Annotated in this window: 21 protein-coding genes, 1 tRNA gene and 1 riboswitch; of the genes, 10 read left to right on the top strand and 12 right to left on the bottom strand. The window is 70.1% G+C overall.

Annotated features, from left to right (window positions below; translation table 11 throughout):
• The first annotated feature begins 28 nt into the window (after positions 1-28).
• Positions 29-325 carry a WXG100 family type VII secretion target gene (locus EDC82_RS11280; RefSeq protein WP_006943722.1) on the top strand — a complete coding sequence of 99 codons (297 nt, stop codon included), beginning with the start codon at positions 29-31 and terminating at the stop codon, positions 323-325.
• Positions 326-378: 53 nt separating this feature from the next.
• Here the strand turns inward: EDC82_RS11280 and EDC82_RS11285 are convergent, their stop codons facing one another.
• The 4 genes from EDC82_RS11285 to EDC82_RS11300 all read right to left on the bottom strand — a co-directional run bounded on the left by EDC82_RS11285 (position 379) and on the right by EDC82_RS11300 (position 5,765).
• On the bottom strand, positions 379-2,523 hold the full coding sequence (locus EDC82_RS11285) for an NADPH-dependent 2,4-dienoyl-CoA reductase (RefSeq protein WP_006943702.1): 2,145 nt from the start codon (positions 2,521-2,523) through the stop codon (positions 379-381).
• A complete protein-coding gene (locus EDC82_RS11290) occupies positions 2,520-3,251 on the bottom strand; it encodes a PadR family transcriptional regulator (RefSeq protein WP_074040797.1) in 732 nt (243 codons plus the stop codon). Before EDC82_RS11290 ends, EDC82_RS11285 begins: the two co-directional genes overlap by 4 nt.
• Before the next feature lie 285 nt (positions 3,252-3,536).
• Complete coding sequence (groL, locus tag EDC82_RS11295) at positions 3,537-5,174, bottom strand: chaperonin GroEL (RefSeq protein ID WP_006943711.1); 1,638 nt, start codon at positions 5,172-5,174, stop codon at positions 3,537-3,539.
• A 312-nt stretch (positions 5,175-5,486) separates the two neighbouring features.
• On the bottom strand, positions 5,487-5,765 hold the full coding sequence (locus EDC82_RS11300) for a DUF3263 domain-containing protein (protein WP_006943707.1): 279 nt from the start codon (positions 5,763-5,765) through the stop codon (positions 5,487-5,489).
• Between the two features lie 80 nt (positions 5,766-5,845).
• On the opposite strand from EDC82_RS11300, the gene EDC82_RS11305 reads away from it, so the two are divergent.
• From EDC82_RS11305 to EDC82_RS11330, 6 genes are all read left to right on the top strand, one after another.
• Positions 5,846-6,520, top strand: a complete 675-nt coding sequence (locus tag EDC82_RS11305) for a uracil-DNA glycosylase (protein ID WP_131941587.1) — start codon at positions 5,846-5,848, stop codon at positions 6,518-6,520.
• Positions 6,517-7,392, top strand: a complete 876-nt coding sequence (locus tag EDC82_RS11310; protein WP_131941589.1) for an SGNH/GDSL hydrolase family protein — start codon at positions 6,517-6,519, stop codon at positions 7,390-7,392. Before EDC82_RS11305 ends, EDC82_RS11310 begins: the two co-directional genes overlap by 4 nt.
• Before the next feature lie 66 nt (positions 7,393-7,458).
• Positions 7,459-8,259, top strand: a complete 801-nt coding sequence (gene modA, locus EDC82_RS11315) for a molybdate ABC transporter substrate-binding protein (protein ID WP_006943714.1) — start codon at positions 7,459-7,461, stop codon at positions 8,257-8,259.
• Between the two features lies 1 nt (position 8,260).
• A complete protein-coding gene (gene modB / locus EDC82_RS11320) occupies positions 8,261-9,085 on the top strand; it encodes a molybdate ABC transporter permease subunit (RefSeq protein WP_313956482.1) in 825 nt (274 codons plus the stop codon).
• Positions 9,082-10,191 carry an ABC transporter ATP-binding protein gene (locus EDC82_RS11325; RefSeq protein ID WP_235006213.1) on the top strand — a complete coding sequence of 370 codons (1,110 nt, stop codon included), beginning with the start codon at positions 9,082-9,084 and terminating at the stop codon, positions 10,189-10,191. Before modB ends, EDC82_RS11325 begins: the two co-directional genes overlap by 4 nt.
• A gap of 221 nt (positions 10,192-10,412) precedes the next feature.
• Complete coding sequence (locus EDC82_RS11330; RefSeq protein ID WP_006943715.1) at positions 10,413-11,204, top strand: SDR family NAD(P)-dependent oxidoreductase; 792 nt, start codon at positions 10,413-10,415, stop codon at positions 11,202-11,204.
• Here the strand turns inward: EDC82_RS11330 and EDC82_RS11335 are convergent.
• Together EDC82_RS11335 and EDC82_RS11340 are read right to left on the bottom strand one after the other, a co-directional pair.
• Positions 11,164-12,045, bottom strand: a complete 882-nt coding sequence (locus EDC82_RS11335; protein WP_050786425.1) for a phosphatase PAP2 family protein — start codon at positions 12,043-12,045, stop codon at positions 11,164-11,166. The two genes, EDC82_RS11330 and EDC82_RS11335, sit on opposite strands and share 41 nt — an antisense overlap.
• Positions 12,046-12,135: 90 nt before the next feature.
• Positions 12,136-12,450 carry a hypothetical protein gene (locus EDC82_RS11340; RefSeq protein WP_006943710.1) on the bottom strand — a complete coding sequence of 105 codons (315 nt, stop codon included), beginning with the start codon at positions 12,448-12,450 and terminating at the stop codon, positions 12,136-12,138.
• A gap of 85 nt (positions 12,451-12,535) precedes the next feature.
• On the opposite strand from EDC82_RS11340, the gene EDC82_RS11345 reads away from it, so the two are divergent.
• A tRNA-Thr gene (locus EDC82_RS11345) sits at positions 12,536-12,608 on the top strand.
• A 96-nt stretch (positions 12,609-12,704) separates the two neighbouring features.
• Here the strand turns inward: EDC82_RS11345 and EDC82_RS15175 are convergent.
• The 3 genes from EDC82_RS15175 to EDC82_RS11360 all read right to left on the bottom strand — a co-directional run bounded on the left by EDC82_RS15175 (position 12,705) and on the right by EDC82_RS11360 (position 17,281).
• Complete coding sequence (locus tag EDC82_RS15175) at positions 12,705-13,451, bottom strand: transglycosylase family protein (protein WP_006943724.1); 747 nt, start codon at positions 13,449-13,451, stop codon at positions 12,705-12,707.
• Positions 13,452-13,457: 6 nt separating this feature from the next.
• Positions 13,458-13,611, bottom strand: a riboswitch (cyclic di-AMP (ydaO/yuaA leader).
• A 177-nt stretch (positions 13,612-13,788) separates the two neighbouring features.
• Positions 13,789-15,336, bottom strand: a complete 1,548-nt coding sequence (locus tag EDC82_RS11355) for a threonine/serine exporter ThrE family protein (protein WP_131941591.1) — start codon at positions 15,334-15,336, stop codon at positions 13,789-13,791.
• A gap of 70 nt (positions 15,337-15,406) precedes the next feature.
• Positions 15,407-17,281, bottom strand: coding sequence for a serine/threonine-protein kinase (locus tag EDC82_RS11360; protein WP_160126243.1), 1,875 nt, complete (start codon positions 17,279-17,281; stop codon positions 15,407-15,409).
• 173 nt (positions 17,282-17,454) lie between these two features.
• Here EDC82_RS11360 and EDC82_RS11365 point away from each other — a divergent pair, with 173 nt between their 5' ends.
• Together EDC82_RS11365 and otsB are read left to right on the top strand one after the other, a co-directional pair.
• Complete coding sequence (locus EDC82_RS11365; protein WP_006943725.1) at positions 17,455-18,870, top strand: trehalose-6-phosphate synthase; 1,416 nt, start codon at positions 17,455-17,457, stop codon at positions 18,868-18,870.
• Positions 18,867-19,751 (top strand): trehalose-phosphatase, encoded by an 885-nt coding sequence (gene otsB, locus EDC82_RS11370; protein ID WP_006943712.1) that lies wholly within the window; start codon positions 18,867-18,869, stop codon positions 19,749-19,751. Before EDC82_RS11365 ends, otsB begins: the two co-directional genes overlap by 4 nt.
• Here the strand turns inward: otsB and EDC82_RS11375 are convergent.
• The 3 genes from EDC82_RS11375 to EDC82_RS11385 are packed head-to-tail and all read right to left on the bottom strand — an operon-like array spanning position 19,726 to position 23,337.
• On the bottom strand, positions 19,726-20,781 hold the full coding sequence (locus tag EDC82_RS11375) for a LacI family DNA-binding transcriptional regulator (RefSeq protein WP_131941595.1): 1,056 nt from the start codon (positions 20,779-20,781) through the stop codon (positions 19,726-19,728). The two genes, otsB and EDC82_RS11375, sit on opposite strands and share 26 nt — an antisense overlap.
• A 34-nt stretch (positions 20,782-20,815) precedes the next feature.
• Positions 20,816-21,760 carry a sugar ABC transporter permease gene (locus EDC82_RS11380; protein ID WP_006946432.1) on the bottom strand — a complete coding sequence of 315 codons (945 nt, stop codon included), beginning with the start codon at positions 21,758-21,760 and terminating at the stop codon, positions 20,816-20,818.
• Positions 21,760-23,337 carry an ABC transporter permease subunit gene (locus tag EDC82_RS11385; protein WP_131942082.1) on the bottom strand — a complete coding sequence of 526 codons (1,578 nt, stop codon included), beginning with the start codon at positions 23,335-23,337 and terminating at the stop codon, positions 21,760-21,762. The genes EDC82_RS11380 and EDC82_RS11385 overlap by 1 nt, the downstream gene beginning before the upstream one ends.
• Positions 23,338-23,376 lie beyond the last annotated feature (39 nt).

Raw genomic sequence — 23,376 nt, forward strand, 5'->3', positions numbered from 1 at the left:
AGCCCGCGCGCCCCACGAAAGGCACATCATGGCATCGCAGTACACCGTCGACTCCGACGCGATCTCCGCTCACGGCACCGACACCGCGACGCTCGTCACCGACCTCGAGACGTCGCTGACGAACCTCAACACGAAGCTGACGACGCTGCAGACGCAGTGGAAGGGTTCGGCGCAGACGAACTTCACCTCGCTCATGACGACGTGGAACACCGACATGAACAAGCTGAAGTCGACGCTCGACACGATCAGCTCGACGCTGCACCTCACGAGCAGCGAGTACTCGACGGCGGAGGACAACAACGTGCGCCGTTGGGTCACCGCCTGAGCGCGGCACCTCCCGGCCGTCGGGCCCGACGACGTGTCGGGCCCGACGGTTCGTCACAGCGCCGCGGCAAGCTCCGTGGCCTGCTTGATGGCGCGCTTCGCGTCGAGCTCTGCGGCGACGTCGGCGCCGCCGATGACGGTGACCTTCGCCGGGTCGAGACCGAACGTATCGGCCACCGACTCCTGACCTGCGCAGATGACGACGGTGTCGACGTCGAGCACGCGCTTGGTCGGCTCCTGGCCCTCGAACTTCGCCTTCGCCTCGGCGGGGACGCTCGCGTACTTCGCGTCGAGGGCCTTGAGCTGCGGCACCATCGTCAGGGGCAGGCCCGTCTTCTTCGACGCCTTCGTCAGCGGCCCGACGGCGCGCGGCGGTGCGGGCGTGATCGTCAGGTGCAGGCCGGCGTCGTCGACCTTGTCGTAGGTGGCGCCGCCGATGAACTCGACCTTCGAGTCCTTGAGCGTCTGACGGTGCACCCAGCCGCTCGTCTTGCCCAGGCCCTTGCCGAGCGCGGTGTGCTTGCGCTGCACGAGGTAGACCTGGCGGCGCGGCCTCTCCGTGACCTTCTCGACGATGTTGCCGGGCACGTTCTCCGACTCGGTGACGCCCCAGCGCTCCATCCAGTGCTTGAGGTTCTCGTGCGGCTCGTGCAGCAGGTACTCGCTGACGTCGAAGCCGATGCCACCGGCACCGACGACGGCGACGCGCTCACCGGCGACCTTCTCACCGCGCAACAACTCGTCGTACATGACGACCTTCGCGTGGTCAATGCCCTCGATGGCGGGGCGACGCGGCGTCACGCCCGTGGCGAGGACGACGTGGTCGTAACCGTCGAGCGTTTCGGCGTCGGCGCGTGTCGAGAGGCGGACGTCCACCTTCAACTCGTCCAGCCGCGTCATGAAGTAGCGCAGCGTCTCGGCGAACTCCTCCTTGCCGGGGATGTTCATCGCGAGACGGAACTGACCGCCGAGGTGGTCGCGTGCCTCGAAGAGGGTGACGTCGTGGCCGCGCTCGGCGAGGTTCGTCGCGGCGGCAAGCCCGGCGGGGCCCGCGCCGACGACGGCGACGCGCTTGGCGCGCGGCTTCGGCACGGGCAGCAGGACGAGCTCGCCCTCGCGTCCGGCCTGCGGGTTGACGAGGCAGCTCACCTTCTTGCCGCTGAACGTGTGGTCGAGGCACGCCTGGTTGCACGCGATGCACGTGTTGATCAGGTCGGCGCGGCCCGCCTGCGCCTTCTTGACGAAGTCGGGGTCCGCGAGCAGCGGACGCGCCATCGAGACCATGTCCGCGAGACCGTCCGCGATGATCTGCTCGCCCACCTCGGGGGTGTTGATGCGGTTGCTCGCGATGACGGGGATGTCGACCTCGGCGCGCAGCTTGCCCGTCGCCCACGCGAACGCGGCGCGCGGCACCGACGTCACGATCGTCGGGATGCGCGCCTCGTGCCAGCCGATGCCGGAGTTGAACATCGACACGTCACCCTGCAGGTGCTGCGCGAGCGTCGCGATCTCCTCGAACGTCTGGGAGTTGTCGACGAGGTCGGCCACGGAGATGCGGTACAGGACGAGGAAGTCGTCGCCGGCGGCATCGCGGACGGCGCGCGCGATCTCGCGCGGCAGCGTCATGCGCTTCTCGGCGGAGCCACCGAAACGGTCGGTCCGGTCGTTCGTGCGGGCGGCGAGGAACTGGTTGATGAGGTAGCCCTCGGAGCCCATGATCTCGACGCCGTCGTAGCCGGCCTCCTTCGCGAGGCGCGCCGAGTTCGCGTAGTCGCGGATCGTCTTCTCGACGTCCTTCGTGCTCATCGCGCGCGTGCCGAACGGCGTGATCGGCGACTTCTTGTTCGACGCGCTCTTGCTCCAGGGCGTGTAGCCGTAGCGGCCCGCGTGCAGGATTTGCATGACGATGCGCCCGTCGTGCTCGTGGACGGCGTCGGTGACGAGCTTGTGCCGCCCGAGCTGCCGCTTCGCCGTCAGCATTGAACCCATCGGCCCGAGCTGGCCGGTGATGTTAGGCGCGAAACCACCCGTCACCATGAGCGCGACGCCGCCCTCCGCACGTGCCGCGAAGTAGCGCGCGAGCTGCGGGAAGTCCTTAGCCTTGTCCTCGAAGCCGGTGTGCATCGAGCCCATCATGACGCGGTTCTTCAGCGTGATGCCGCCGACGTCGAGGGGGCTGAGCAGGTGCTCGTAACTCATCGTGTTCTCCCGGGTGCTGGGGTGCGTTCGTTGTCGTGCGGTCTGTCTTTCACGCCATGCGGTCTGTCGTCCACGGCGACGCTCGCCGCGAGGTTCCCGTCGACGTCCACGTTCAGGTTTCCGTCCTCATCACCGTCCTCACCCCTGCGTGCAGGGGCACCCGGATGCACTTGCACGCAGGGGGTGGGCAGCGTCTCGCCGCTCAGCAGCGCCACCATCTCGTCGCACCACTCGAGCATGGCGCGTTCGGTGCGGATTCCCCCGCGCAGGACGGCGTAGGTCGGACGCTCCTCGTCGCTGAGGGATGACGGATCGGGGTAGTGCCTCGCGCAGTTGGCCTCGAAGTAGGCGAGCTGGGCGGCGTGCTCGTCGCGATGACGGCGGATGTCGGCGACGACGGCGTCTGCGTCGCCGAAGCGCATGCCGCGCACCTTGACGGCGAACTCGGAGCGCAGCGTCTCGCTCGGGGTGGGTGTGCGCGTCCACGCGAGTAGTTCCGCACGACCGGCCGGGGCGATCGTGTAGACGCGACGGTCGGGGCGACCCTCGCCCGCCTCGGTGCGGACCTCGACGAGGCCTGCGTCCGCCATCTTGGCGAGGACGCGGTAGATCTGCTGGTGCGTCGCGCTCCAGAAGAACCCGAGCGAACGGTCGAAGCGCCGCGTCAGGTCATACCCGCTCGCCTCGCGCTCGGCGAGGGACACGAGCAACGCATGCTGCAACGACATGCACTTAGTTTCATATGCGCAGATGCGCATGTCAACCGCCTCGATGTTGCCCCGCGATTCGAGGCGCGGCGCCCCGAATCCCGGGCAACATCGCGAGAGGAAGTGCTCCCTGGACGACAAAAGGCTGACGCCCGCCCGAGCATTCACTCAGGCGGGCGTCAGCCCGTGGAGGCGCGCTTTCTCAGAAGCCCATGCTCTCTCGGGCTTCTTCCTCACACTCCGCTCCGGCCGGCCCCCGTCCTCGCATTCGCTCGGGGGGCGCCAGCCGTGGCGTACGTGCTTTTGTCAGAAGCCCATACCGCCCATGCCACCGTCCATGCCCGCCGCAGCGTCAGCGCCGGCGTTCTTCTCCGGCTTGTCAGCGATGACGGCCTCGGTCGTGAGGAACAGCGCCGCGATGGACGCAGCGTTCTCCAGCGCCGAACGCGTCACCTTCGCCGGGTCGATAATGCCCGAGGCGATCATGTCGACGTACTCACCGCTCGCAGCGTTCAGACCCTGACCGGCGGGAAGCGAGCGCACCTTCTCGACGATGACGCCCGGCTCGAGGCCCGCGTTCGTCGAGATCTGCTTGAGCGGAGCCTCGGCAGCGACGCGAACGATGTTCGCACCCGTCGCCTCGTCGCCCTCGAGAGCGGAGAAGGCCGACTCGGCGTCCTTCGTCGCCTGGATGAGCGCGACGCCACCACCGGCAACGATGCCCTCCTCGACGGCTGCCTTCGCGTTGCGCACAGCGTCCTCGATGCGGTGCTTGCGCTCCTTGAGCTCGACCTCCGTCGCGGCACCCGCCTTGATGACGGCGACGCCGCCGGCGAGCTTCGCGAGGCGCTCCTGCAGCTTCTCGCGGTCGTAGTCGGAGTCGGAGTTCTCGATCTCGGCGCGGATCTGCGCCACGCGGCCCTTGATCTGCTCGTCGTCGCCAGCACCTTCGACGATCGTCGTCTCATCCTTCGTCACGACGATCTTGCGGGCGCGGCCGAGCATGTCGAGCTCGGTCGACTCGAGCTTGAGGCCGACCTCCTCGGAGACGACCTGGCCGCCCGTGAGGATAGCGATGTCACCGAGCATCGCCTTGCGGCGGTCGCCGAAGCCGGGAGCCTTGACGGCGACGGCCTTGAACGTGCCGCGGATCTTGTTGACGACGAGCGTCGACAGGGCCTCGCCCTCGACGTCCTCGGCGATGATCGCGAGGGGCTTGCCGGACTGCATGACCTTCTCCAGGACGGGCAGCAGGTCCTTGATGTTCGAGATCTTCGAGTTGACGATGAGGATGTACGGGTCGTCGAGGACGGCCTCCATGCGCTCGGTGTCGGTGACGAAGTAGCCCGAGATGTAGCCCTTGTCGAAGCGCATGCCCTCGGTCAGCTCGAGGTCGAGGCCGAACGTGTTCGACTCCTCGACCGTGATGACGCCTTCCTTGCCGACCTTGTCCATTGCCTCGGCGATGAGCTCACCGATCTGCGGGTCAGCGGCGGAGATGGACGCGGTCGCAGCGATCTGCTCCTTCGTCTCGATCTCCTGGGCGTGCTCGAGCAGCTGCTTGCTGACGGCGTCGACGGCCGTCTGGATGCCGCGCTTCAGCGCCATCGGGTTCGCGCCGGCCGCGACGTTGCGCAGACCCTCGCGCACCATCGCCTGGGCGAGGACGGTGGCCGTCGTCGTGCCGTCACCGGCGACGTCGTCGGTCTTCTTCGCAACTTCCTTGACGAGCTCGGCGCCGATCTTCTCGTACGGGTCCTCGAGCTCGATCTCCTTGGCGATCGAGACACCGTCGTTGGTGATCGTGGGGGCGCCCCACTTCTTCTCCAGCACGACGTTGCGGCCCTTGGGGCCGAGGGTCACCTTCACGGCGTCGGCGAGCGTGTTCATGCCGCGCTCGAGGCCGCGACGGGCCTCCTCGTCGAAAGCAATGGTCTTGGCCATGGCTGTGGTTCCTCCACGTGACGTTCGGATCGACCACATCAGCGCCCGCGACGGACGGGCCCGATCACGCGCCGGTCATGTCGGCGCGCCCCGAACCCTCACTGCTGCAGTCAGGCTTTTGTCACTCTCACGATCAGAGTGCTAACCCCATGATTAGCACTCGCCCCCACCGAGTGCAAACCCTCCGCGCACGCACCCGCGTGTTGTTCGCTCATAGCGGCACCCCGACGTCTGTCGTGCGGCTGCCAAGATGGGCTGCGGCGCCACGAGAGCGGCGACATGCGGGGACGTGGCGGCGCGCTGAGCCGCGGTTCAGACGGTGCGTCGACGCCCCGCGCGGCGTCGCTGGATCCGCTTGACGAGCAACGGATCCGCGGCGAGCGCCGCCTCGGTGTCGGCGAGCTTGTTGAGCTGCTGGTAGTACTGCGTGCTCGTCAGCCCGAAGCGCTCCTTGATCGCCGCTTCCTTGGCGCCGGGCAGCTTCCACCACTCGCGTTCGAAGGCGAGCATCGCACGGTCGCGCTCGCTCAGCCCGGGCGCGTCGGCGTCACCGGGCACGTGGGCACCCGCGGGGGTCTCGATCATGGCCATCCGCTCAGGATACGAGGCCGCCCGGCCCGTTCCAACCGCGCTCGGGGCGGGTTGTCAGACCCGCGCGATAGGTTGGACACATGCCTCGTCCGTACGACGAACTCGTCCACCCGAGCTGGGTCGAACCCCTCGCGCCCGCCGCCGAGCACATCGCCGCCGCGGGGGCGTTCCTGCGTGACGAGGTGGCCGCGGGGCGCGGCTACCTGCCTGCGGGCGACGCCGTGCTGCGCGCGTTCACGCAGCCGTTCGACGAGGTGCGCGTCCTCGTCGTCGGCCAGGATCCGTACCCGACGCCCGGGCACCCGATCGGCCTGAGCTTCGCCGTCGCACCCGACGTGCGGCCCATCCCCCGCAGCCTCGCGAACATCTACACCGAACTGCACGACGACCTCGATATCACCCCACCCGAGCACGGTGACCTGTCGGCGTGGACCGATCAGGGGGTGCTGCTGCTCAACCGCGTCCTGACGGTGCAGCCCGGCAAGCCGGCGAGCCATCGCGGCAAGGGCTGGGAGCACGTCACCGCGACGGCGATCAACGCGCTCGTCGAGCGCGAGCAGCCCCTCGTCGCCATCCTGTGGGGGCGCGACGCGCGCTCACTCGCGCCGCATCTCGGCGACACGCCGACCGTCGAGTCGGCCCACCCCTCACCGTTGTCGGCCCGCAGCGGCTTCTTCGGCAGCAAGCCGTTCAGCCGCACCAACGCCCTGCTCGAAGAACTCGGCACGCACACGATCGATTGGCGCATCCCGTGACAGACACGACCCCCGACACCCATACCTCCGACGAGGCGCCCGCGGCCCGCAGCGGCCACGAGCGGACGTGGCGGCGCTACGTCGCCATCGGTGACTCCTTCACCGAGGGCATGAGCGACCCCGACCCGCGTCAGGACGACGCCTACCTCGGCTGGGCCGACCGGCTCGCCGTCGACCTCGCTCAGGTCGCCGACGGCGCGGGGCACGCATTTGAGTACGCGAACCTCGCGATCCGGGGCAAGCTGCTCGCCGACGTCGTCGGCCCGCAGCTCGACGCCGCGCTCGCGATGCAGCCCGACCTCGTCAGCATGGTCGGCGGCGGCAACAACATCATGCGCCCGAACGTCGACCTCGACGACGTTGCCGATCAGCTCGAGGCCGCCGTCGTCCGCCTCAAGGACGCCGGAGCCGACGTCATGCTCGCGACGATGGTCAACCCCACGGGTTCGAAGATCATGACCCGCTTGCGACCGCGCATCAGCTGGCACATCGCGAACCTGTGGGGCATCGCGCAGCGACACGACTGCTACGTGCTCGACGTGTGGGGCATGCGTGCACTGCGGGACATGCGCATGTGGGGTGCCGACCGCCTGCACCTGTCCCCCGAGGGCCACCGCCGTGTCGCGCAGCAGGCGGCGTGGACGCTGGGCCTGCCGACCGAGGGCGACTGGCTCGACCTGCTCCCGCCGCTCGAACCGAAGCCAGCCCGTCAGCGCCTGGCGGAGAACGCCGAGTGGTCGAAGGAATACTTCGGCCCGTGGATCGAACGCCGCCTGCGCGGCACGAGCTCGGGTGACGGGCGTGAGGCGAAACGCCCCCACCCGATGCCGATCGACCCGAGCGTCGCCGCCGAGCTGTTCCGACGGGCCTGACCACCCCGGCGTCCTCGCCCCGAGAACCGATCCGATCAGCCGACCGAGAGACAGAAGGCCACGAGGATGAATCGTTCCCTCACGACGGCGACCGCCGCCACCGCATCCGCCGCCGTGCTGGGTCTGTCCGGCTGCGGCGGGTCGAGCAGCACGAACTCGTCGGGCTCGAACGCCGCCGGCAGCTCCTCGGCCACGGCGAGCTCGAGCAAGACCATCACCGTCCTCGCCGCGGCCTCGCTCACCGAGAGCTTCACCAAGCTCGCCGAGGACTTCGAGAAGAACCACCCCGGCGTCGAGATCAAGATGAGCTTCGCAGGCAGCCAGGACATCGTGCGCCAACTCAAGGGTGGTGCACCGGCCGACGTCGTCGCCATGGCCGACACGACGACGCCCAAGACGATGCCGGCCGACATCACGCAGGGCAAGACCTGGACCGACTTCGCGACGAACGAACTCGAGATCGCGACGCCCAAGGGCAACCCGGGCCACGTCACCGACCTCGCGAGCCTCGCGAAGGTCAGCACCGTGCTGTGCGCCAAGACCGTGCCGTGCGGGCGCGCCGCCGACAAGGCGCTGGCGAAGGCGAACGTCCACGCGCACGTCGTCAGTTACGAGCAGAACGTCAAGTCGACGCTCGCGAAGGTCTCCTCCGGTGACGCGGACGCCGCGGTCGTGTACCGCACGGACGTCAAGGCCGCCGGTGACAAGGTGACGGGCGTCGATATCGCGTCCGGCTCGAACGTCAAGACGACGCTGCCGATCGCGACGTGGAGCAACAACGAGTACGCCAAGCAGTTCGTGCAGCTCATCACCGGCGCCGAGGGCCGCAAGGTGCTGAGCGACGCCGGGTTCGGCTCGCCGAGCTGACGTGAGCGCCCCCAGCGCCAGCAGAACGAGCCCCACCCGCCGCGCCCCCGATGCCGGCGGTGTGGTGCTCGGGGTGTTCGCAGCGGTCGCGGTCGCGTTCGTCGTCGTCCCGCTCGTTGCGCTGCTGCTGGAGGTGCGCTGGTCGCACTTCGCCGCCGACCTGCAGACCGCCGGCACACGCGAAGCTCTCCTGCTGTCGCTTCGCACCACGACGACGACGGCAGCCCTGTCCGCACTGTTCGGCACCCCTCTCGCCTGGTGGCTCTCACGCCTGCGGGGGCGTGCCGCCGCGTGGCTGCGGGCGCTCGTCACGGTCCCCCTCGTGCTGCCGCCCGTCGTCGCCGGTGTCGCCCTGCTCGACGCGTGGGGGCGCGGCGGCCTCATCGGCACGGTGCTGCAGGACAGCTTCGGCACGTCGCTGCCCTACTCGTGGGTGCGCGTCGTGCTGGCCGAGACGTTCGTCGCGATGCCGTTCTTCGTCGTCGCCGCCGAAGGCGCGTTCCGCGGCATCGACGCTCGGTGGGCGCGCACCGCCACCGTGCTCGGCGCGAGCCGCTGGTACACGCTGCGCCGCGTCCTCATCCCGATGGCGGCGCCCGGCCTGCTCGCGGGGTTGACGCTCTCCTGGGCACGCGCTCTCGGTGAGTTCGGTGCGACGATGACCTTCGCCGGCAGCTTCCCCGGCACGACCCAGACGGGCCCCCTCGCGGTGTATCAGGCGCTCGACATCAGTCAGGACGCCGCCACCGCCCTCGCGGCCCTCATGCTCGGCATCTGCCTCGTCGTGCTCGCCTTGCTGCGCGGACGCTGGAGCGGTGTGCGATGAACCCGTCTTTCTCGCCCGAACCGCCTGAGACGCCCGAACCGGAGGGGTTGAGCTTCGCCGGCACGATGCGGCGCGGCTCGTTCGAGCTCGAGGCCGCGTTCACGTGCGCTCCGGGCGAGGTGCTCGGGGTGCTCGGCCCCAACGGCAGCGGCAAGTCGACGCTCGTGGCCGGCATCAGCGGCCTCGAACATCTCACGAGCGGTGAGCTGCGCGTCGGGGAAGCCTGTTGGGACGACGGGCGCGGTCACGCCGTGCCCCCCGGCCGCCGTCAGGTGGGTCTCATGACCGCGGCGGGCGACATCTTCGGCCATCTCGACGCCCTCGAGAACGTCGCGTTCGGGCTGCGGGCGCGGGGCGTATCGCGCTCCGCCGCGCGCCGTCGTGCGCGGCAGGAGCTCGAGCAGGTGGGCATCGCCGACCTCGCGAGCCGCCGTCCGCACGAGTTGTCGTCAGGCCAGGCACAACGCGTCGCTCTGGCCCGTGCACTGGCCCTCGCCCCTCGGGTGCTGCTGCTCGACGAGCCGCTCTCGGCCATCGACCAGAGCGGCCGCGACGAGTTGCGCGCGCTGCTCGGCGAGCGCCTCGCGCGCACCGACGCCGTCACCCTGCTCGTCACCCACGACCCGCTGGAGGCACTGACGCTCGCCGACCGGCTGCTGTTCCTCGAAGCCGGGCGCGTGACGCAGCTCGCCCCGCCGCAGGAGGTCGTGCGCTATCCGCGCACGGCGTTCGCCGCCCGCGTCGTCGGCCTCAACCTGTGGCGAGGGACGAGCGACGGTCGCGCCATCACGACACCGGGTGGCGCCCGCATCATGGCCGCCGACGTGCCGCCGTCGGGCGAGCGGGCGTTCGCGGCCTTCGCGCCGACCGCGGTCTCGCTGTGGCGCGAGGTGCCCGCCGGATCGCCTCGCAACACCTGGCCGCTCGTCGTGCAGCAGATCGAGCACACCGGGACGTCGGCCCGCGTGCACCTGCGGGGTGACGCAGGCGTCGCGGCCGATCTCGTGGCCGACGTGACGCTCGAGGCCGTCACCGAACTCGGCCTGCACCGCGGCTCGCACGTCGCAGCGAGCGTCAAGGCCACCGACGTCACGCTGTACCGCTGACCCCTCAGCGCGCGAGCTCCTCCTGCCCTCCTGCACCATCGCGACGGCCTCGCCCGACCCTGTTGCGCCCAGATGCACCCGGGTGCTCTTGCACGCAGGTGCATCTGGGCGCACGGAGGCGGGGCCGCCGCGTCGTCGGAGCGACACGACGAGCCAGGCCCCGCGGGAACGAGGGTGACCCACCCCACATTTCATTCGCACCGCTCGTTAGAGTGCGTCACATGAAGATCACGCAGCACACCGTCGCTCTCATCTCCGGTGCCGGCTCGGGCCTCGGCGAGGCCACCGCCCGCCGCCTGCACGCCGACGGCGCGGCCGTCGTCATCGCCGACCTACCGAGTTCGAACGGCCAGGCCGTCGCCGACGACCTGGGCGAGCGCGCCCTGTTCGTCCCCACCGACGTGCGCGACGAGGAGCAGGTGCGCCAGGGCGTCAACGCCGCCGCCGAACTCGGTGAGCTGCGCATCGCCGTCGCCTGCGCCGGGGTCGGCACCCCGGGGCGCGTGCTCGGCAAGAACGGCGTCCACGCGCTCGAGAAGTACCGCACCGTCATCGACATCAACCTCGTCGGCACCTTCAACCTGCTGCGTCTGGCCGCCGAGGCGATGGTCGCGAACGAGCCCTCCCCCACCGACGACGGCGCACCGGACGCGCACGGTGACCGCGGCGTCATCGTCATGACGGCCAGCGCCGCCGCCTACGACGGCCAGATCGGTCAGGCGGCCTACGCCTCGAGCAAGGGCGGCATCGTCGGGCTGACGCTCCCCGCCGCGCGCGACCTCGCCGACAGCCACATCCGCGTCATGACGATCGCGCCCGGCACGATGGAGACGCCGATGCTCGCGGGGCTGCCGGAAGCGGCGCGCGAATCGCTCGGCAAGGTCGTGCCGCACCCCTCGCGCCTCGGCCGCCCGAGCGAGTACGCGGCACTCGTCGAGCACATCGTCGCGAACCCGCTGCTCAACGGTGAGGTCATTCGTCTCGACGGTGCGCTGCGTATGCCGCCGAAGTGAACCCCGGGTCCTCGTCCCAGATCTTCACCTCGGCCCCGCGCAGCAGGTTGACGTACAGAAGACCGAAACAGAAGAGTGCGATGCCACCGACGACGTCGAGGACGAAGTGGTTGCCCGTCGCCATGACGTCCCAGTACGTGACGAGCGGGTAGAGCCAGGCGGCGCGGGCCCACACGGGCCGGCGCCGCTTCCACGTGTCGTACACGACGTAGGCGACCCAGGTGGACCAGGCGCAGTGCAGGCTCGGCATCGCGGCGTACAGGTTGGCCGATTGCGACGGGTCACGCGCGAGGCGACCGCCCATGATGTTGTAGACGGCGTTGACGTCGATCATGCCGTCGACGGCGAACCGGGGCGGGGCCATCGGCAGCAACCAGAACACGAGCAGGCTGGGCAGCGTCATCGCGATGAGCAACCGTCTGAGGCGCCGGAACCCGTCCGGGTTCATCCACCAGGCCCACGCGAGCGCGATGGGCACCGTCGCGAGCACCATGCCGTAGTAGTACCCGGCGCCCTGCGCGAGGACGGGCACCTCGGCGAGCGATGAGTTGAGCCATCGTTCGATGTCGATGCGCAGCCACTGCTCCAGGTCGAACAGGCGGTGCGCATGCCGGACCGACTCGTCGTGCTCTCCGCGGATGTGCTCCTGCGCGAACGTGAAGTACTGGAAGAACATCCAGAACAGGAACAACTCGATGAGTAGCGCTGGGCGGCCACCGAGCGGGCGCACGAGCGCCCTCACGAAGCGGGGCGGCGGCTCGGTGGTGCTCAGCGAGAAGTCGTCACGCGACGGCGTCAGGTCGCGCATCGAACGCTCGGCAGGCGTGAGGGAGTCGGGCATGCCACTCCTCACCTCGTCGCGGCCGTCGAACAAAACACGTCAGTGTATCCCCGCGCACTCGGGCAGGCCGAGCCTCGGGGGCGGGCCCGCTCAGTGGCGGTCGATCAGGACGTACGACGCCGCCGCCGACAGTGCCGCCACCCCGACGACGGACGGCCACGCGCCGATCTTCTTCGCGAGCGGGTGCGAGGCGCCGAACCCGCCGACGTACACGGCGGTCAGCGCCGCCGTCTGGGCCGCGCCGCCCTTGGCGAGCCACGTGCGGCCCGCGTACCCACCGGCGAGCGCGAGCACGACACCCCCGAGCGGACGGATGCCCGTCTCACGGGCGGTGAGGTAACCGCCGAGGAGACCGAGGGCGGCGACGGGTGCGGTTTCGACGTCTGCTGCAGGCTTGAGATTCATGCCCTCATCGTAGGTCGTCGCCCGACGGGACGGGCATCGCGACCCGCCTCGTATAAGATCACAGGGCTGCCGATACCGGCAGTGTGCTGGAGTGGCGCAATCGGTAGCGCACCTGTCTTGTAAACAGGTGGTTGTGGGTTCGAGTCCCATCTCCAGCTCTCACCGCCCGCCTGCCCGGCCAGGGCACACGACGAGGGCCCCACCGCTTCGAAGCGGTGGGGCCCTCGTCGTCGATCAGGCGATCAGACGCGCGATCAGTGGTTGTTCAGGTGCGCCTGCAGGGCGCGGACGGTGCGGGCGTTGAGGTACGTCGCGCCGTCCTGGGAGATGCCGAGCTTCGACTGCAGCGCGGCGACCGTGCGGGGGCCGATGATGCCGTCGGGCGTCGTGCCGACCGTGCGCTGGAGGGCCATCTTCGTCTGCGGGCCGACGATGCCGTCACGGTACGTGCCGACCCAGGCCTGCAGCGAGCGAGCGGTCTGGCGACCGAGGATGCCGTCGACGGCGAGCTTGCCGGACGTCGCGGCGGGAGCCTTGACGGCAGAACGAGCGGTGGAACGCGACACCTGCGTGTTCGCGGCCGCAGCGGCAGGAGCCGCAGCGGTGCTGCCACCGTTGGCGCGGGTCAGGCCACCGCGCACGGAGCACACGGGCCAGGCGCCGGGGCCCTGGACGGCGAGGGTCTTCTGGGCGATCGCGATCTGCTGCTCGCGCGTGGCGAGGTCGGCGCGAGCGGCGTACTGCGTGCCACCGAAGCCGGCCCACGTCTGCTGCGTGAACTGCAGGCCGCCGTAGAAGCCGTTGCCCGTGTTGATGTGCCAGTTGCCGCCCGCTTCACAGGCGGCGACGCGGTCCCAGACCGAACCGGCCGGTGCGGCCGAGGCGGTGGTGGCGCTCGTGACGCCGGCGCCGACGGTGGCGGCACCGACGAGGGCGACGCCCGCAGCCTTGCGACCCATGGTCGAGTCGGAGGGAGCGGAGTGCTTCGGGGTGTAACCCATGGAGGTGTTTCCTTTCCTGACGACGCCGGTGAGGTGAGCTGTCGGGTTCGAGCGGTCAGGTGCTCGGCCGGTTCGGGACCGGCTTCACCCCAAGGCACTCAACGAGTGCCACGAGTGGGTCCCCCACCCTCGTCTGCGGTTCGCACGGTGCGAATGAAGCGGCGCCCGACGAGGTTTGGCGTTGGCGCTGCCCGCGAATTCTTGGTGTGTTGAGTTGTGAGCCGCTTGGGCGACACTCACGACATCGCCACAGCGAGGAGAACGTTACGCGACCTACGTCACAAAATGTGAATCACCGCGGCCCCCGCCGTCGCCGCGCGCGAGAACACCCCGCCCGTCAGCGGCGACGAGCCCTGCGGCGCTGCACGATCGGGCGGTCGAAAGGCGCCGACAGCACGTCCCCGAGAAGCGCCCCCGTGCTCAGCGCGAGGGCGATCCCGACGGCGCCGAGCATCGTCGTCACCCCGACCCCGGACTGCGCCACGCGCGTCGCTCCGAGCAGTGAACCCGACACGGACTCGTACATGCCGCGGAAGATGCGCAGGCCGGGCAGCATCGGCGAGACCGCGGGCATGACGAGCACGAGCGCGGGGGCGCCCAGGCGCAGCGCGAGCAGTCGCGCGCAGAACCCTACGGCCGTCGCGGCCATCGCGGTCGCCGTCGTCGCGCCGAGGCCGATGGAGCTGACGAGGAACGTCACGCCGCCCACGCCCAGGGCGCCCATGACAGCCGTCGGCACGAGCATCCGGACACGCGAACGCATCGTCACGGCCGAGCAGACCGCACCGAGCGCACCGCAGGCAACCTGGAGCAGAAAAGTCGTCGACGGCGAGTCGTAACGCAGCACCCCGGGCGACTGGAGCCCGAGGTCGAGGGCGTTGTCGAGACTCAGCGTCAAGGACAACCCCGCACCGACGCCGACCGTGATGCCCGCGCAGGCGAGGATCACCGTCAACACGCGTCCGGAGGCGGTGACCGGATAGCCGGTGACGGCGTCCTCGACCGCGGACGCCATCTGACGACCGGGCAGCAGCGCGACGATGCCGCCCGAGATCGCGTACGCGAAGTCGGCCATCGTCATCGAGCCGGGCAGGTGGGTGGCGACGAACTCGCCGACGAGATGACTCTGGTGCGACATGTACGCGAGCCACGCGAGCATCGTCGAGGCGAGTCCGCCGACGGCCGCCGAGTAGAAGCTCGGCACCCCCAGGTTGCTCAGCACGCGCCCGATGCGGTCGACGATGATCGCCGACACGAACGCGACGGCGACGGCCATCCAGCTACCACCGAGGATCGTCGCGACCGACGCGGCGAGACCACCGAACGCGACCGAGACGAGCCATCGCGGGTACAGCCGCGGCATCCGCTGGATGCGCCGCAACTGCCTCGTCGCCTCGTCGAGATCCATGCCGCCCGCGACGAGGCGCTCGACGAACTGGTGCACGGCCGTCAGTCGGGAGAAGTCACGCGTCGACGAACGGGCGACGCGCAGCATCGTCAGCGGCGGATGGCCCGGATGCGGTGACGGCGTCTGCAGCAGCAGCGCCTGGTTCGTGATGTCGACCTCGAGGCGGCGCAGCCCCGCCGATGCGGCGACGGCGACGACGCTCGACTCGACGTCACGCGTGCTCGCCCCGCAGCGCAGCAACAACTCCCCCACGCGCACGGCGATGTCGAGCGCCTTGTACTGGGCCGAGTCGTCGCTGACTCCCGCGAGGACGTTCGGGTCGCGGTAGGGAGTGTTCTTCAGCGCATCGGCGATGGGCAGCGGCTCGGTGACCGGTTCGCTGCGCAGGAACCGCATCCGCGGCGCCAGGACCGGCTGCGTGTTCTCCGAGATCGGGTTGGGCCCCGTCGTGCCGTGCTCTCGTCCGTACTGACCCATTCCCTGATCCTAGGACGCCGAACGTGACGATCCCTCGGCGCGCGCTGTGGACGCGCTGTGGTGCATCGACTCAGCGCTGCACGCTCGGCGCGTACCGCGCCAGCGGGTCGTCGATGCCGCCCGTCAACGGGAACCACGAGATGTCGCCCTGCTGCAGGAACGAGCCGACCAGCATGAACAAGCCGAGGCCGACGGCGATGCCCGCGACGATGCGCGTCGCGTTCTGCGGCACGAGGCCGCGCACGAGCGAGCGCGAACCGCGTCGGTAGCCGACCGAACCGGCGCCTCGCCACAGCGCCAGTTGCGCGGCGCCCGCGCCGAGCACGAGCGGCAGCGCCCACCACACGCGCGGCACGCCGCCGCGCACGGCCACCCAACCGATGCCGACGAGCGCCGCGACGCAGGCGAAGACGACTGTCGGCAGGATGAGGGCGAACAGCGTCGACAGCGTCGCGCGCAAGGCGTGCCACGGCGCACTCGCGACGGCGACGGCGCCGTCGCTGCGTCGTCGTCCGGCCTCGTAGCGTCGCAGGACGGTCTGGGTGATCGTGGAGTCGCTGAAGCGCGCGGCGAGGTTCCACACGACGAGCAGCACGAGCCCGACGACGGGCACGAGCGCCGTCACGCCCAACCACAGGACGAAGATCGCCTGCAGCGTTCCCGATCGATGCGGCAGGTTGATGCGCGGGTCGTGCTCGCCCGGGCGCGACTGCGGTTTCGGCGCGAACGGAACGGGCGCGGAGCCGTATGGGCTCGGGTTGGCATACCCCTGGGCGCCCTGACGCACCGGGGCCCCCTGCTGAGCGCGTTCGGCGTCCGTTGGCCCCGCACTCAGCGGCGGCGGCGACGTCACCGGCGCGACGCGCGTGGCGTCCGGGCGGCCGAGCACAGCCGTCGCGTCGGGGCGGGGTTGCTGCGATTCGGGGCGAGTCACGCGCGGCTCTGCCGCGCGTCGCACCGGGACGTACGTCGTCGGTTCGCCGCGCGCGTACCGCTCCATCTGTTCGATGACCTGCCGGGCCGACGGTCGCTCCTGCGGCACCGGGCTGAGCGCGGCGGCGAGCAGCGGCCGCAGCCGCGCGTCGACGCCGCCGAGGTTGGCCTGACCACGCGTCACGCGGTCGAGCACCGCCGGCATCGGGCCGCGCCCGAACGGCGGCTCACCCTGCGCGGCGAAGGCGAGCGTCGCGGCCCAGCCCCACCAGTCGGTCGACGTCGACACGGGCGCACCCTCGACGAGCTCGGGCGAGAGGTAGCCGGGGGTGCCCATGACGACGCCGGTCGACGTCAGGCGCGCGTCGTCGGCGATGTGGGCGATGCCGAAGTCGATGACGACGGGGCGCCCGTCGACCATGAGCACGTTGCCCGGCTTGAGGTCGCGGTGGACGACGCCGGCGTCATGGATGGCCTGGATGGCGACGGCCAGGTCGCGCCCGAGGCGCGCCAGCGCGTCGGGCTCGAACGGCCCGCGGCGCTTGACGACCTCGTCGAGGGGGATGCCGGGCACGTACTCGGTGGCGATGTACGGGCGCTCGCCGTACGGCTCCGCGGCGATGACGGCGGCGACGCCGGGTGTGTGGACGCGTTCCAGCGTCGCGACCTCCCGCGCGAGGCGGGTGCGCGCGTCGGGGTCGTAGGCGATGTGCGGGCGCAGCACCTTGACGGCGACCTCCCGCCCGTCCGAGCTTCGGGTGTCGAGCGCGCGGTAGACGACGCCCATGCCGCCCTCGCCGATCTTGTCGAGGATGCGGAAGTGGCCGACGACGTCCCCACCGTCGGCCGGGGTGGCCGCGTGAGCGCCCGAGCCCTGCCGTGTCCGCGTGCCCTGCGGCGCCACCTGTGTCGCGTCGTCGTGACGCTCGGGCGTCGGCGACGGCGTCGGGTGGGTGCGCCGCGGCAGACGGTGTCCGGCGCGTGTCGGCTCAGGAGGCTCCGGGGACGTCATGGCTCCACGGTAGGCCGCGCACATGACAAAGTGCTGGATCGACGCGGCCCGGCACGCCCCCGCCGCCCGCGATAGGCTCGTGACGAAGACGCGAACGGCCCCGGCGCCCCGCCGAATTCGAGCGCACGCCGCACCTGTTCGTCCCGCGCACCGATGAGCGAAGGAACTTTCCGATGAGCGAGACCTACGACTTCGTCGTCGCGGCCAACCGGCTGCCCGTCGACCGCGTGACGACGCCGGACGGCGAGTCGCAGTGGCGCCGCTCCCCCGGCGGCCTCGTCACCGCGATGGACGCCGTCATGCGTGGGCGTGACGGCGCCTGGGTCGGCTGGGCGGGCGAGCCGGGTGAGGCGCCCGAACCGTTCGACGACGGCGGCATGCACCTGCACCCGGTCGCGCTGTCGGAGCAGGAGGTCGCCGACTACTACGAGGGCCACAGCAACGACACATTGTGGCCCGTCTACCACGACGTCATCATCACGCCGACGTTCCGTCGCAGCTGGCGTTCGGTGTATCGCCGCGTCAACCGTCGCTTCGCGAACGCCTGCGCCGAGGTCGCCGCGCAGGGCGCGACGGTGTGGGTGCACGACTATCAGCTGCAGCTCGTGCCGGAGATGCTGCGCGAGATGCGCCCCGACCTGCGCATCGGCTGGTTCAACCACATCCCCTTCCCCGCCGTCGAGCTGTTCGCGCAGCTGCCCGGGCGCGAGGAGATCCTCGAGGGGCTGCTCGGCGCCGACTTCCTGGGTTTCCAGCGCACCGAGGACGCGGGCAACTTCCTGCGCGCGGTGCGTCAGTACCTCGACCTCGACGTGACGGGCGACGTCGTCGACCTCGGCGAACGTCAGGTGCGCGCAGCCGCGGTGCCGATCTCGATCGACGTCGAGGGGCTGCGCGAGATCGTCGAGTCGGATTCGGTGCAGGCGCGGGCGCGTGAGATCCGCGAGCAGCTCGGCAACCCGGAGAAGATCCTGCTGGGCGTCGATCGCCTCGACTACACGAAGGGCATCCGTCACCGCCTCAAGGCGTTCGGCGAACTGCTCGCCGACGAGCGGCTCGACCCGAGCAAGCACAAACTCATCCAGGTCGCGACGCCGAGCCGCGAGCGCGTCAAGGCGTACATGGATCTGCGCGACCAGATCGAGCTGACGGTCGGGCGTATCAACGGTGACTTCTCGAGCATCGGCGCGACGGCGCTCACGTACCTGCACCGCTCGTTCGACCGCGAGGAGATGGCGGCGATGTTCGCGGCCGCCGACATCATGCTCGTCACGCCGCTGCGCGACGGCATGAATCTCGTCGCGAAGGAGTACGTGACGTGCTGCGCCGACGACGGGGCGCTCGTGTTGTCCGAGTTCACCGGCGCCGCGACGGAGCTGAGCGACGCCTACCTGTGCAACCCGCACGACATCGCGGGTCTCAAGCAGCAGATCATGAAGGCCGTCGACGCGCCGGCGCCCCAGCGTCGTCAGCGGATGGACTCGATGCGTGCCCTCGTGAGCGAGAACTCGGTGCAGCAGTGGGCGAAGAACTACCTCGCGAGCCTCGAGGCCGCCCCGAAGGCGCCGTCGACGCAGGCCGCATCGTGACCGCGACGCCGCTGCGGCCGCCGTCACGCGAGGAGCTGGGTGCTTTCGCGCGCCGCGGTGACGTGCTCGTCGCCTCCGACTTCGACGGGGTGCTCGCGCCGATCGTCCTCGACCCCGCGAGCGCCCGCCCGCAACCGGGCACGATCGAGGCACTCAGTGCGATGGCGGCGCTACCGGGCGTGAGCGTCGCACTCGCATCGGGTCGTGACCTCGCCACCCTGCGCGCGCTGACGGGGATCGACGAGTCCTCCCCCATTGTCCTCATCGGCAGCCACGGCGCAGAGATCTCGACCACCCTCGGCTCCGCCGCCTCGGGCGGCAGCGCGCTGAGCGACGTCGAGCGCGCCGCCCTCGACGGCGCCACCCACGCGCTCGAGACGATCGCCGAACGACTGCCCGCGACACGCGTCGAGTACAAGCCGGCCGGCGTCGTCCTGCACACCCGCGGCATGGACGAGGACGAGGCCGAGCGCGCGACCTGCGCGGCGCTCGCCGTCCCGCAGGATGTCCCGGGCGTCCACGCGATGCGCGGCAAGGCCGTCGTCGAACTGTCGGTGCTCGACGTGTCGAAGGGCGCGGCACTCGCGGCCCTCGCCGCCGAGCGCAACCTGCGTGCGACGTTCTACCTGGGCGACGACGTCACCGACGAAACGGTGTTCACGACGCTGCGCGCGGGAAGCGACATCGGCGTCAAGGTCGGCGACGGCGACACCGCCGCAGCGCACCGCGTCCCCGGCTGCACCGACGTCCCGCCGCTGCTCGACGCTCTGCTCGGCGCGCTGACGAAGGCGCGGCGCGACGCGCCACGAGACGACGCCGACGTCCGAGACGACGCCGACGCCGGTAAGGGCGCCGTCAGTGCACCGGAGGCGGGCCGGTAGAGGCGCGCACGACGAGGTCGGGCGCGAGCACCAGCTCACGGGCGCACGGCGCGGCCGCTGCGAGCCCACGGATCTGGTCGAGCAGCGTGTCGACGGCGCCGTCGGCGAGCGCGGGGACGTTCTGGCGCACCGTCGTCAGCGGCGGCGAGGTGTGCTCCGTCATCGCCGAGCCGTCGAAACCGACGACGGAGAGCTCCCTCGGCACGTCCAAGCCCGCGTGACGCGCTCCGCGGATGACGCCGAGCGCCATGAGGTCCGAGCCGCAGATGATGCCGCTCGCGCCCCGCGCGGTGAGCTGCGTTCCCGCGAGTTCGCCGCCCTCGACGCTGAACCACGTGTGTTCGACGAGCGCCTCGAACCCGAACTCGGCCGCGGCGTCGCGGAACGCCGTCAGCTTGCGGATCGACGGGGTGTAGCGTGCCGGCCCGACGGCCAGACCGAGCCGGCGGTGCCCCAGACTCAGCAGGTGGCTGACGGCGAGGCGCACCGCGACGTGGTCGTCCGTCGACAACGACGTGACGGCGAGGTCGTCGCGGTGGCCGTTGACGAGGACGACGGGCAGGCCCTGCGCGACGAGTTCCTGATGGCGCGCGATCGACGCCGTCGTGTCGGCGTGGCGCCCCGAGACGTGGATGAGCCCGGCGATGCCGCGTTCCAGCAACATCGACAAGTACTCATCCTCCTGCACCCCACCGGCGCTCGTCGGGCACAGGACGGCGGTGTACCCCGCTGCCGCGAGCCGCGTCGTGACGGCCTGTGCGAGCGCGGGGAAGATCGGGTTGTCGAGTTCGGGCACGACGAGGCCGATGGCGCCAGCCCCCGCGCGGCGCAGACTCGCGGGGCGTTCGTAGCCGAGGACGTCGACGGCGGTGAGGACGCTGCGGCGCGTGGCCTCGGCGACGCCGGCCTTGTTGTTGAGCACGCGCGAGACGGTCGCCTGCGAGACCCCCGCAGCAGCAGCGATCTGCTGCAGGCGCGGCGGCGATTCGTCGCCGCCGCGCCTGAGCGCCGCGTCCTCGGTGGCGCTCACGCGCCCGCTCCCGTCGCGCCGCGACGGTAGGAGTTCACTTCACCGAGCCGGTGGTGAGACCACCGATGAGCTGCTTCTGGAAGGCCAGGTACAGCGCCATGATCGGGATCGAGCTGAGCAGCGCACCAGCCGAGAACTGGCCGAACAGGGCGTTGCGGTCGTTGCCGACCGTCATGCCGTAGAGGCCGACGCCGAGGGTCTGCTTGTCGACGTCGGTGAGGAAGATGCTCGCGAGCATGAACTCGCCGAACAGGCTGACGAACGACACCATGAACACCGTGACGAGGATCGGGCGCACGAGCGGCAGCGTCAGGCTGAAGAACACGCGGGCATGCGAGGCGCCGTCGACGAACGCGGCCTCGTCGAGTTCCTTCGGAACGGTGTCGAAGTAACCCTTGAGAAGCCACACGTTCGATCCCATCGCGCCGCCCAGATAGACGAGGATGAGCCCCCACGTGGTGTTGAGGCCGAACGCGGGCATCACCTCACCGATCTTCGAGAAGGTGATGTAGAGGCCGACGAACGCGAGCAGCGCCGGAAACATCTGCAGCAGCAGCAGCGCGAGCAGCATCGCCCGGCGGCCTCGGAAGCGCAGGCGCGAGAACGCGAACGCGGAGCACGCGCCGATGAAGACGCTGAACACCGAACCGACGAGCGCGATGAGCAGCGCGTTCTTGTACCAGGTGACGAACGGTCGCGCCTCGTTGCTGAACAGGTCGGAGAAGTTGTTGAGCGAGAAGCTCGTCGGCAGCAGCGTCGAAGAACTCAGCGTCCCCGCCTTGTTGAGTGCCGCCGAGAGCAGGAACAGGATCGGGAACAGCGCGAAGGCGAGCGCGCACAGCGCGAGCAGGTGGCGCCACCACACGCCGCCACCGAGGCGCGGCGCACGAGCATGCGTGCCACCGGGAGCAGCTTCGGGCACGCCGGTCACGGCTCCCGGTTCGGGCAGGCCGGCCGCAGGGGTGTTCATGGCAGACATCAGTTGACCTCCTCGAGGGCCTTGCTGCGCAGGAAGCCGGGGAAGCTCAGGAGCGCGACGATGATGAAGATGACGACGGCGACCGCGGATGCGAGACCGAAGTTCGGGTTCGTCCCGTCGATCGCGAGACGGTACGCGTAGGTGATGAGCAGGTCGGTCGAACCGATCTGGGCGCTGTCGCCGACGAACGGCCCGCCCTTGGTCAGCAGGTAGATGAGGCCGAAGTTGTTGAAGTTGAACGCGAACGACGCGATGAGCAGGGGGCCCACCGCGACGAGCAGCAGCGGCATCGTGATGGAGCGCAGCGTCCGGATCGGGCCGGCACCGTCGATGCGTGCGGCCTCCATGACGTCACCCGGGATCGACTGCAGCGCGCCTGTGCACACGACGAACATGTAGGGGAAGCCCAGCCACAGGTTGGTCAGCAGGATGGCGGCGCGCGCGGCCCACGGGTCGCCGAACCAGTCGATGTCGAGGCCGGTCAGGTTGTTGATGAGGCCGTAGTCCTGGTTGAACATCGACGCCCACACGAGCGCGGAGACGAACACGGGCACGGCGTACGGCAGGATGAGCAGGCTGCGGTAGATGGCGCGGCCCTTGATGCGCGGGTCGTTGAGCAGCAGCGCGAGCAGCATGCCGAGCACGAAGGTCGACAGCACCGACAGGATGGCGAACGCCATGTTCCACGCGAAGATGCCGAAGAACCCCTTGCGAATCGTGTCGTTCGTCACGAGGTCGGTGTAGTTCTTGAACCCGACGCCCTGCTTCCACCCGACCGGCAGCGGGCTCGCGGAGCCGGACTGCGGCACCCAGCGTGCATCCTTCTCGACATATACCGTGCCCGTGGCGGAGTCGGTGAGGGTGTTCTTCGCCTTGTCCCACTTCAGCGTCGGCGCGCCCTCGAACGCCTGCGAGACGCCACTGGCCTTGATGCCGTGGCCGTCACTCGTCGGCACCGCGAAGTTGGCGAGGTCCTTGCGCTTGTTCGCCTCGCCGAGCTTGAGGACGCGATAGCCCTCGGCCGACTTGAGGTGGCCGATGCCCATCTCCGTCTTGCCCGTGAGCGGCTGCAACCCCTTGGCGTCACCGACGAAGTGCTTGCCCTTCTCGTCGGTCAGCAGGAAGTGCAACGGCGCGGACGTCACATCCTGGCCGTCCTTGACGGCGATCGACAGCCCGTACGTCGGCGACCCCGCGACCTGCTGGACGGAGTAGGCGATGTCCTGCTTCGTCGCCTCCTCCTTGGAGACGAGGTGGCCCTGGCCGTAGTTCGTGAACGACGTCGCGGCCGTGTACACGATGGGCCACACCTGCAGCCCGAGCAGCAGGATCAGGCCCGGGAACAGATACTTCGCGGGCACGTTGCGGCGCGTGCCGTACACGACGAGCACGGCCATCGCGACGAACGCGACACCGACGACGGCGAGGCCGTACCCCTTGTCGGCCAGCTGCGTCGCGAGATAGATGCAGAGGATGACGGCGGCCGCGACGAGCGCCCACTTGAGGATCGGCGCCCACACGGGGCTCTTGGCTGGCGGCAGACCCGACGTCTGCTCGGGGGCGGCGAGGGTCGCCATGTCCTTCTCCATCGCTCGGGGAATTCGTTCACCGGTGCT

Origin of the sequence: Dermacoccus sp. SAI-028 (assembly GCF_004346775.1) — a bacterium.
GTDB lineage: Bacteria > Actinomycetota > Actinomycetes > Actinomycetales > Dermatophilaceae > Dermacoccus > Dermacoccus nishinomiyaensis.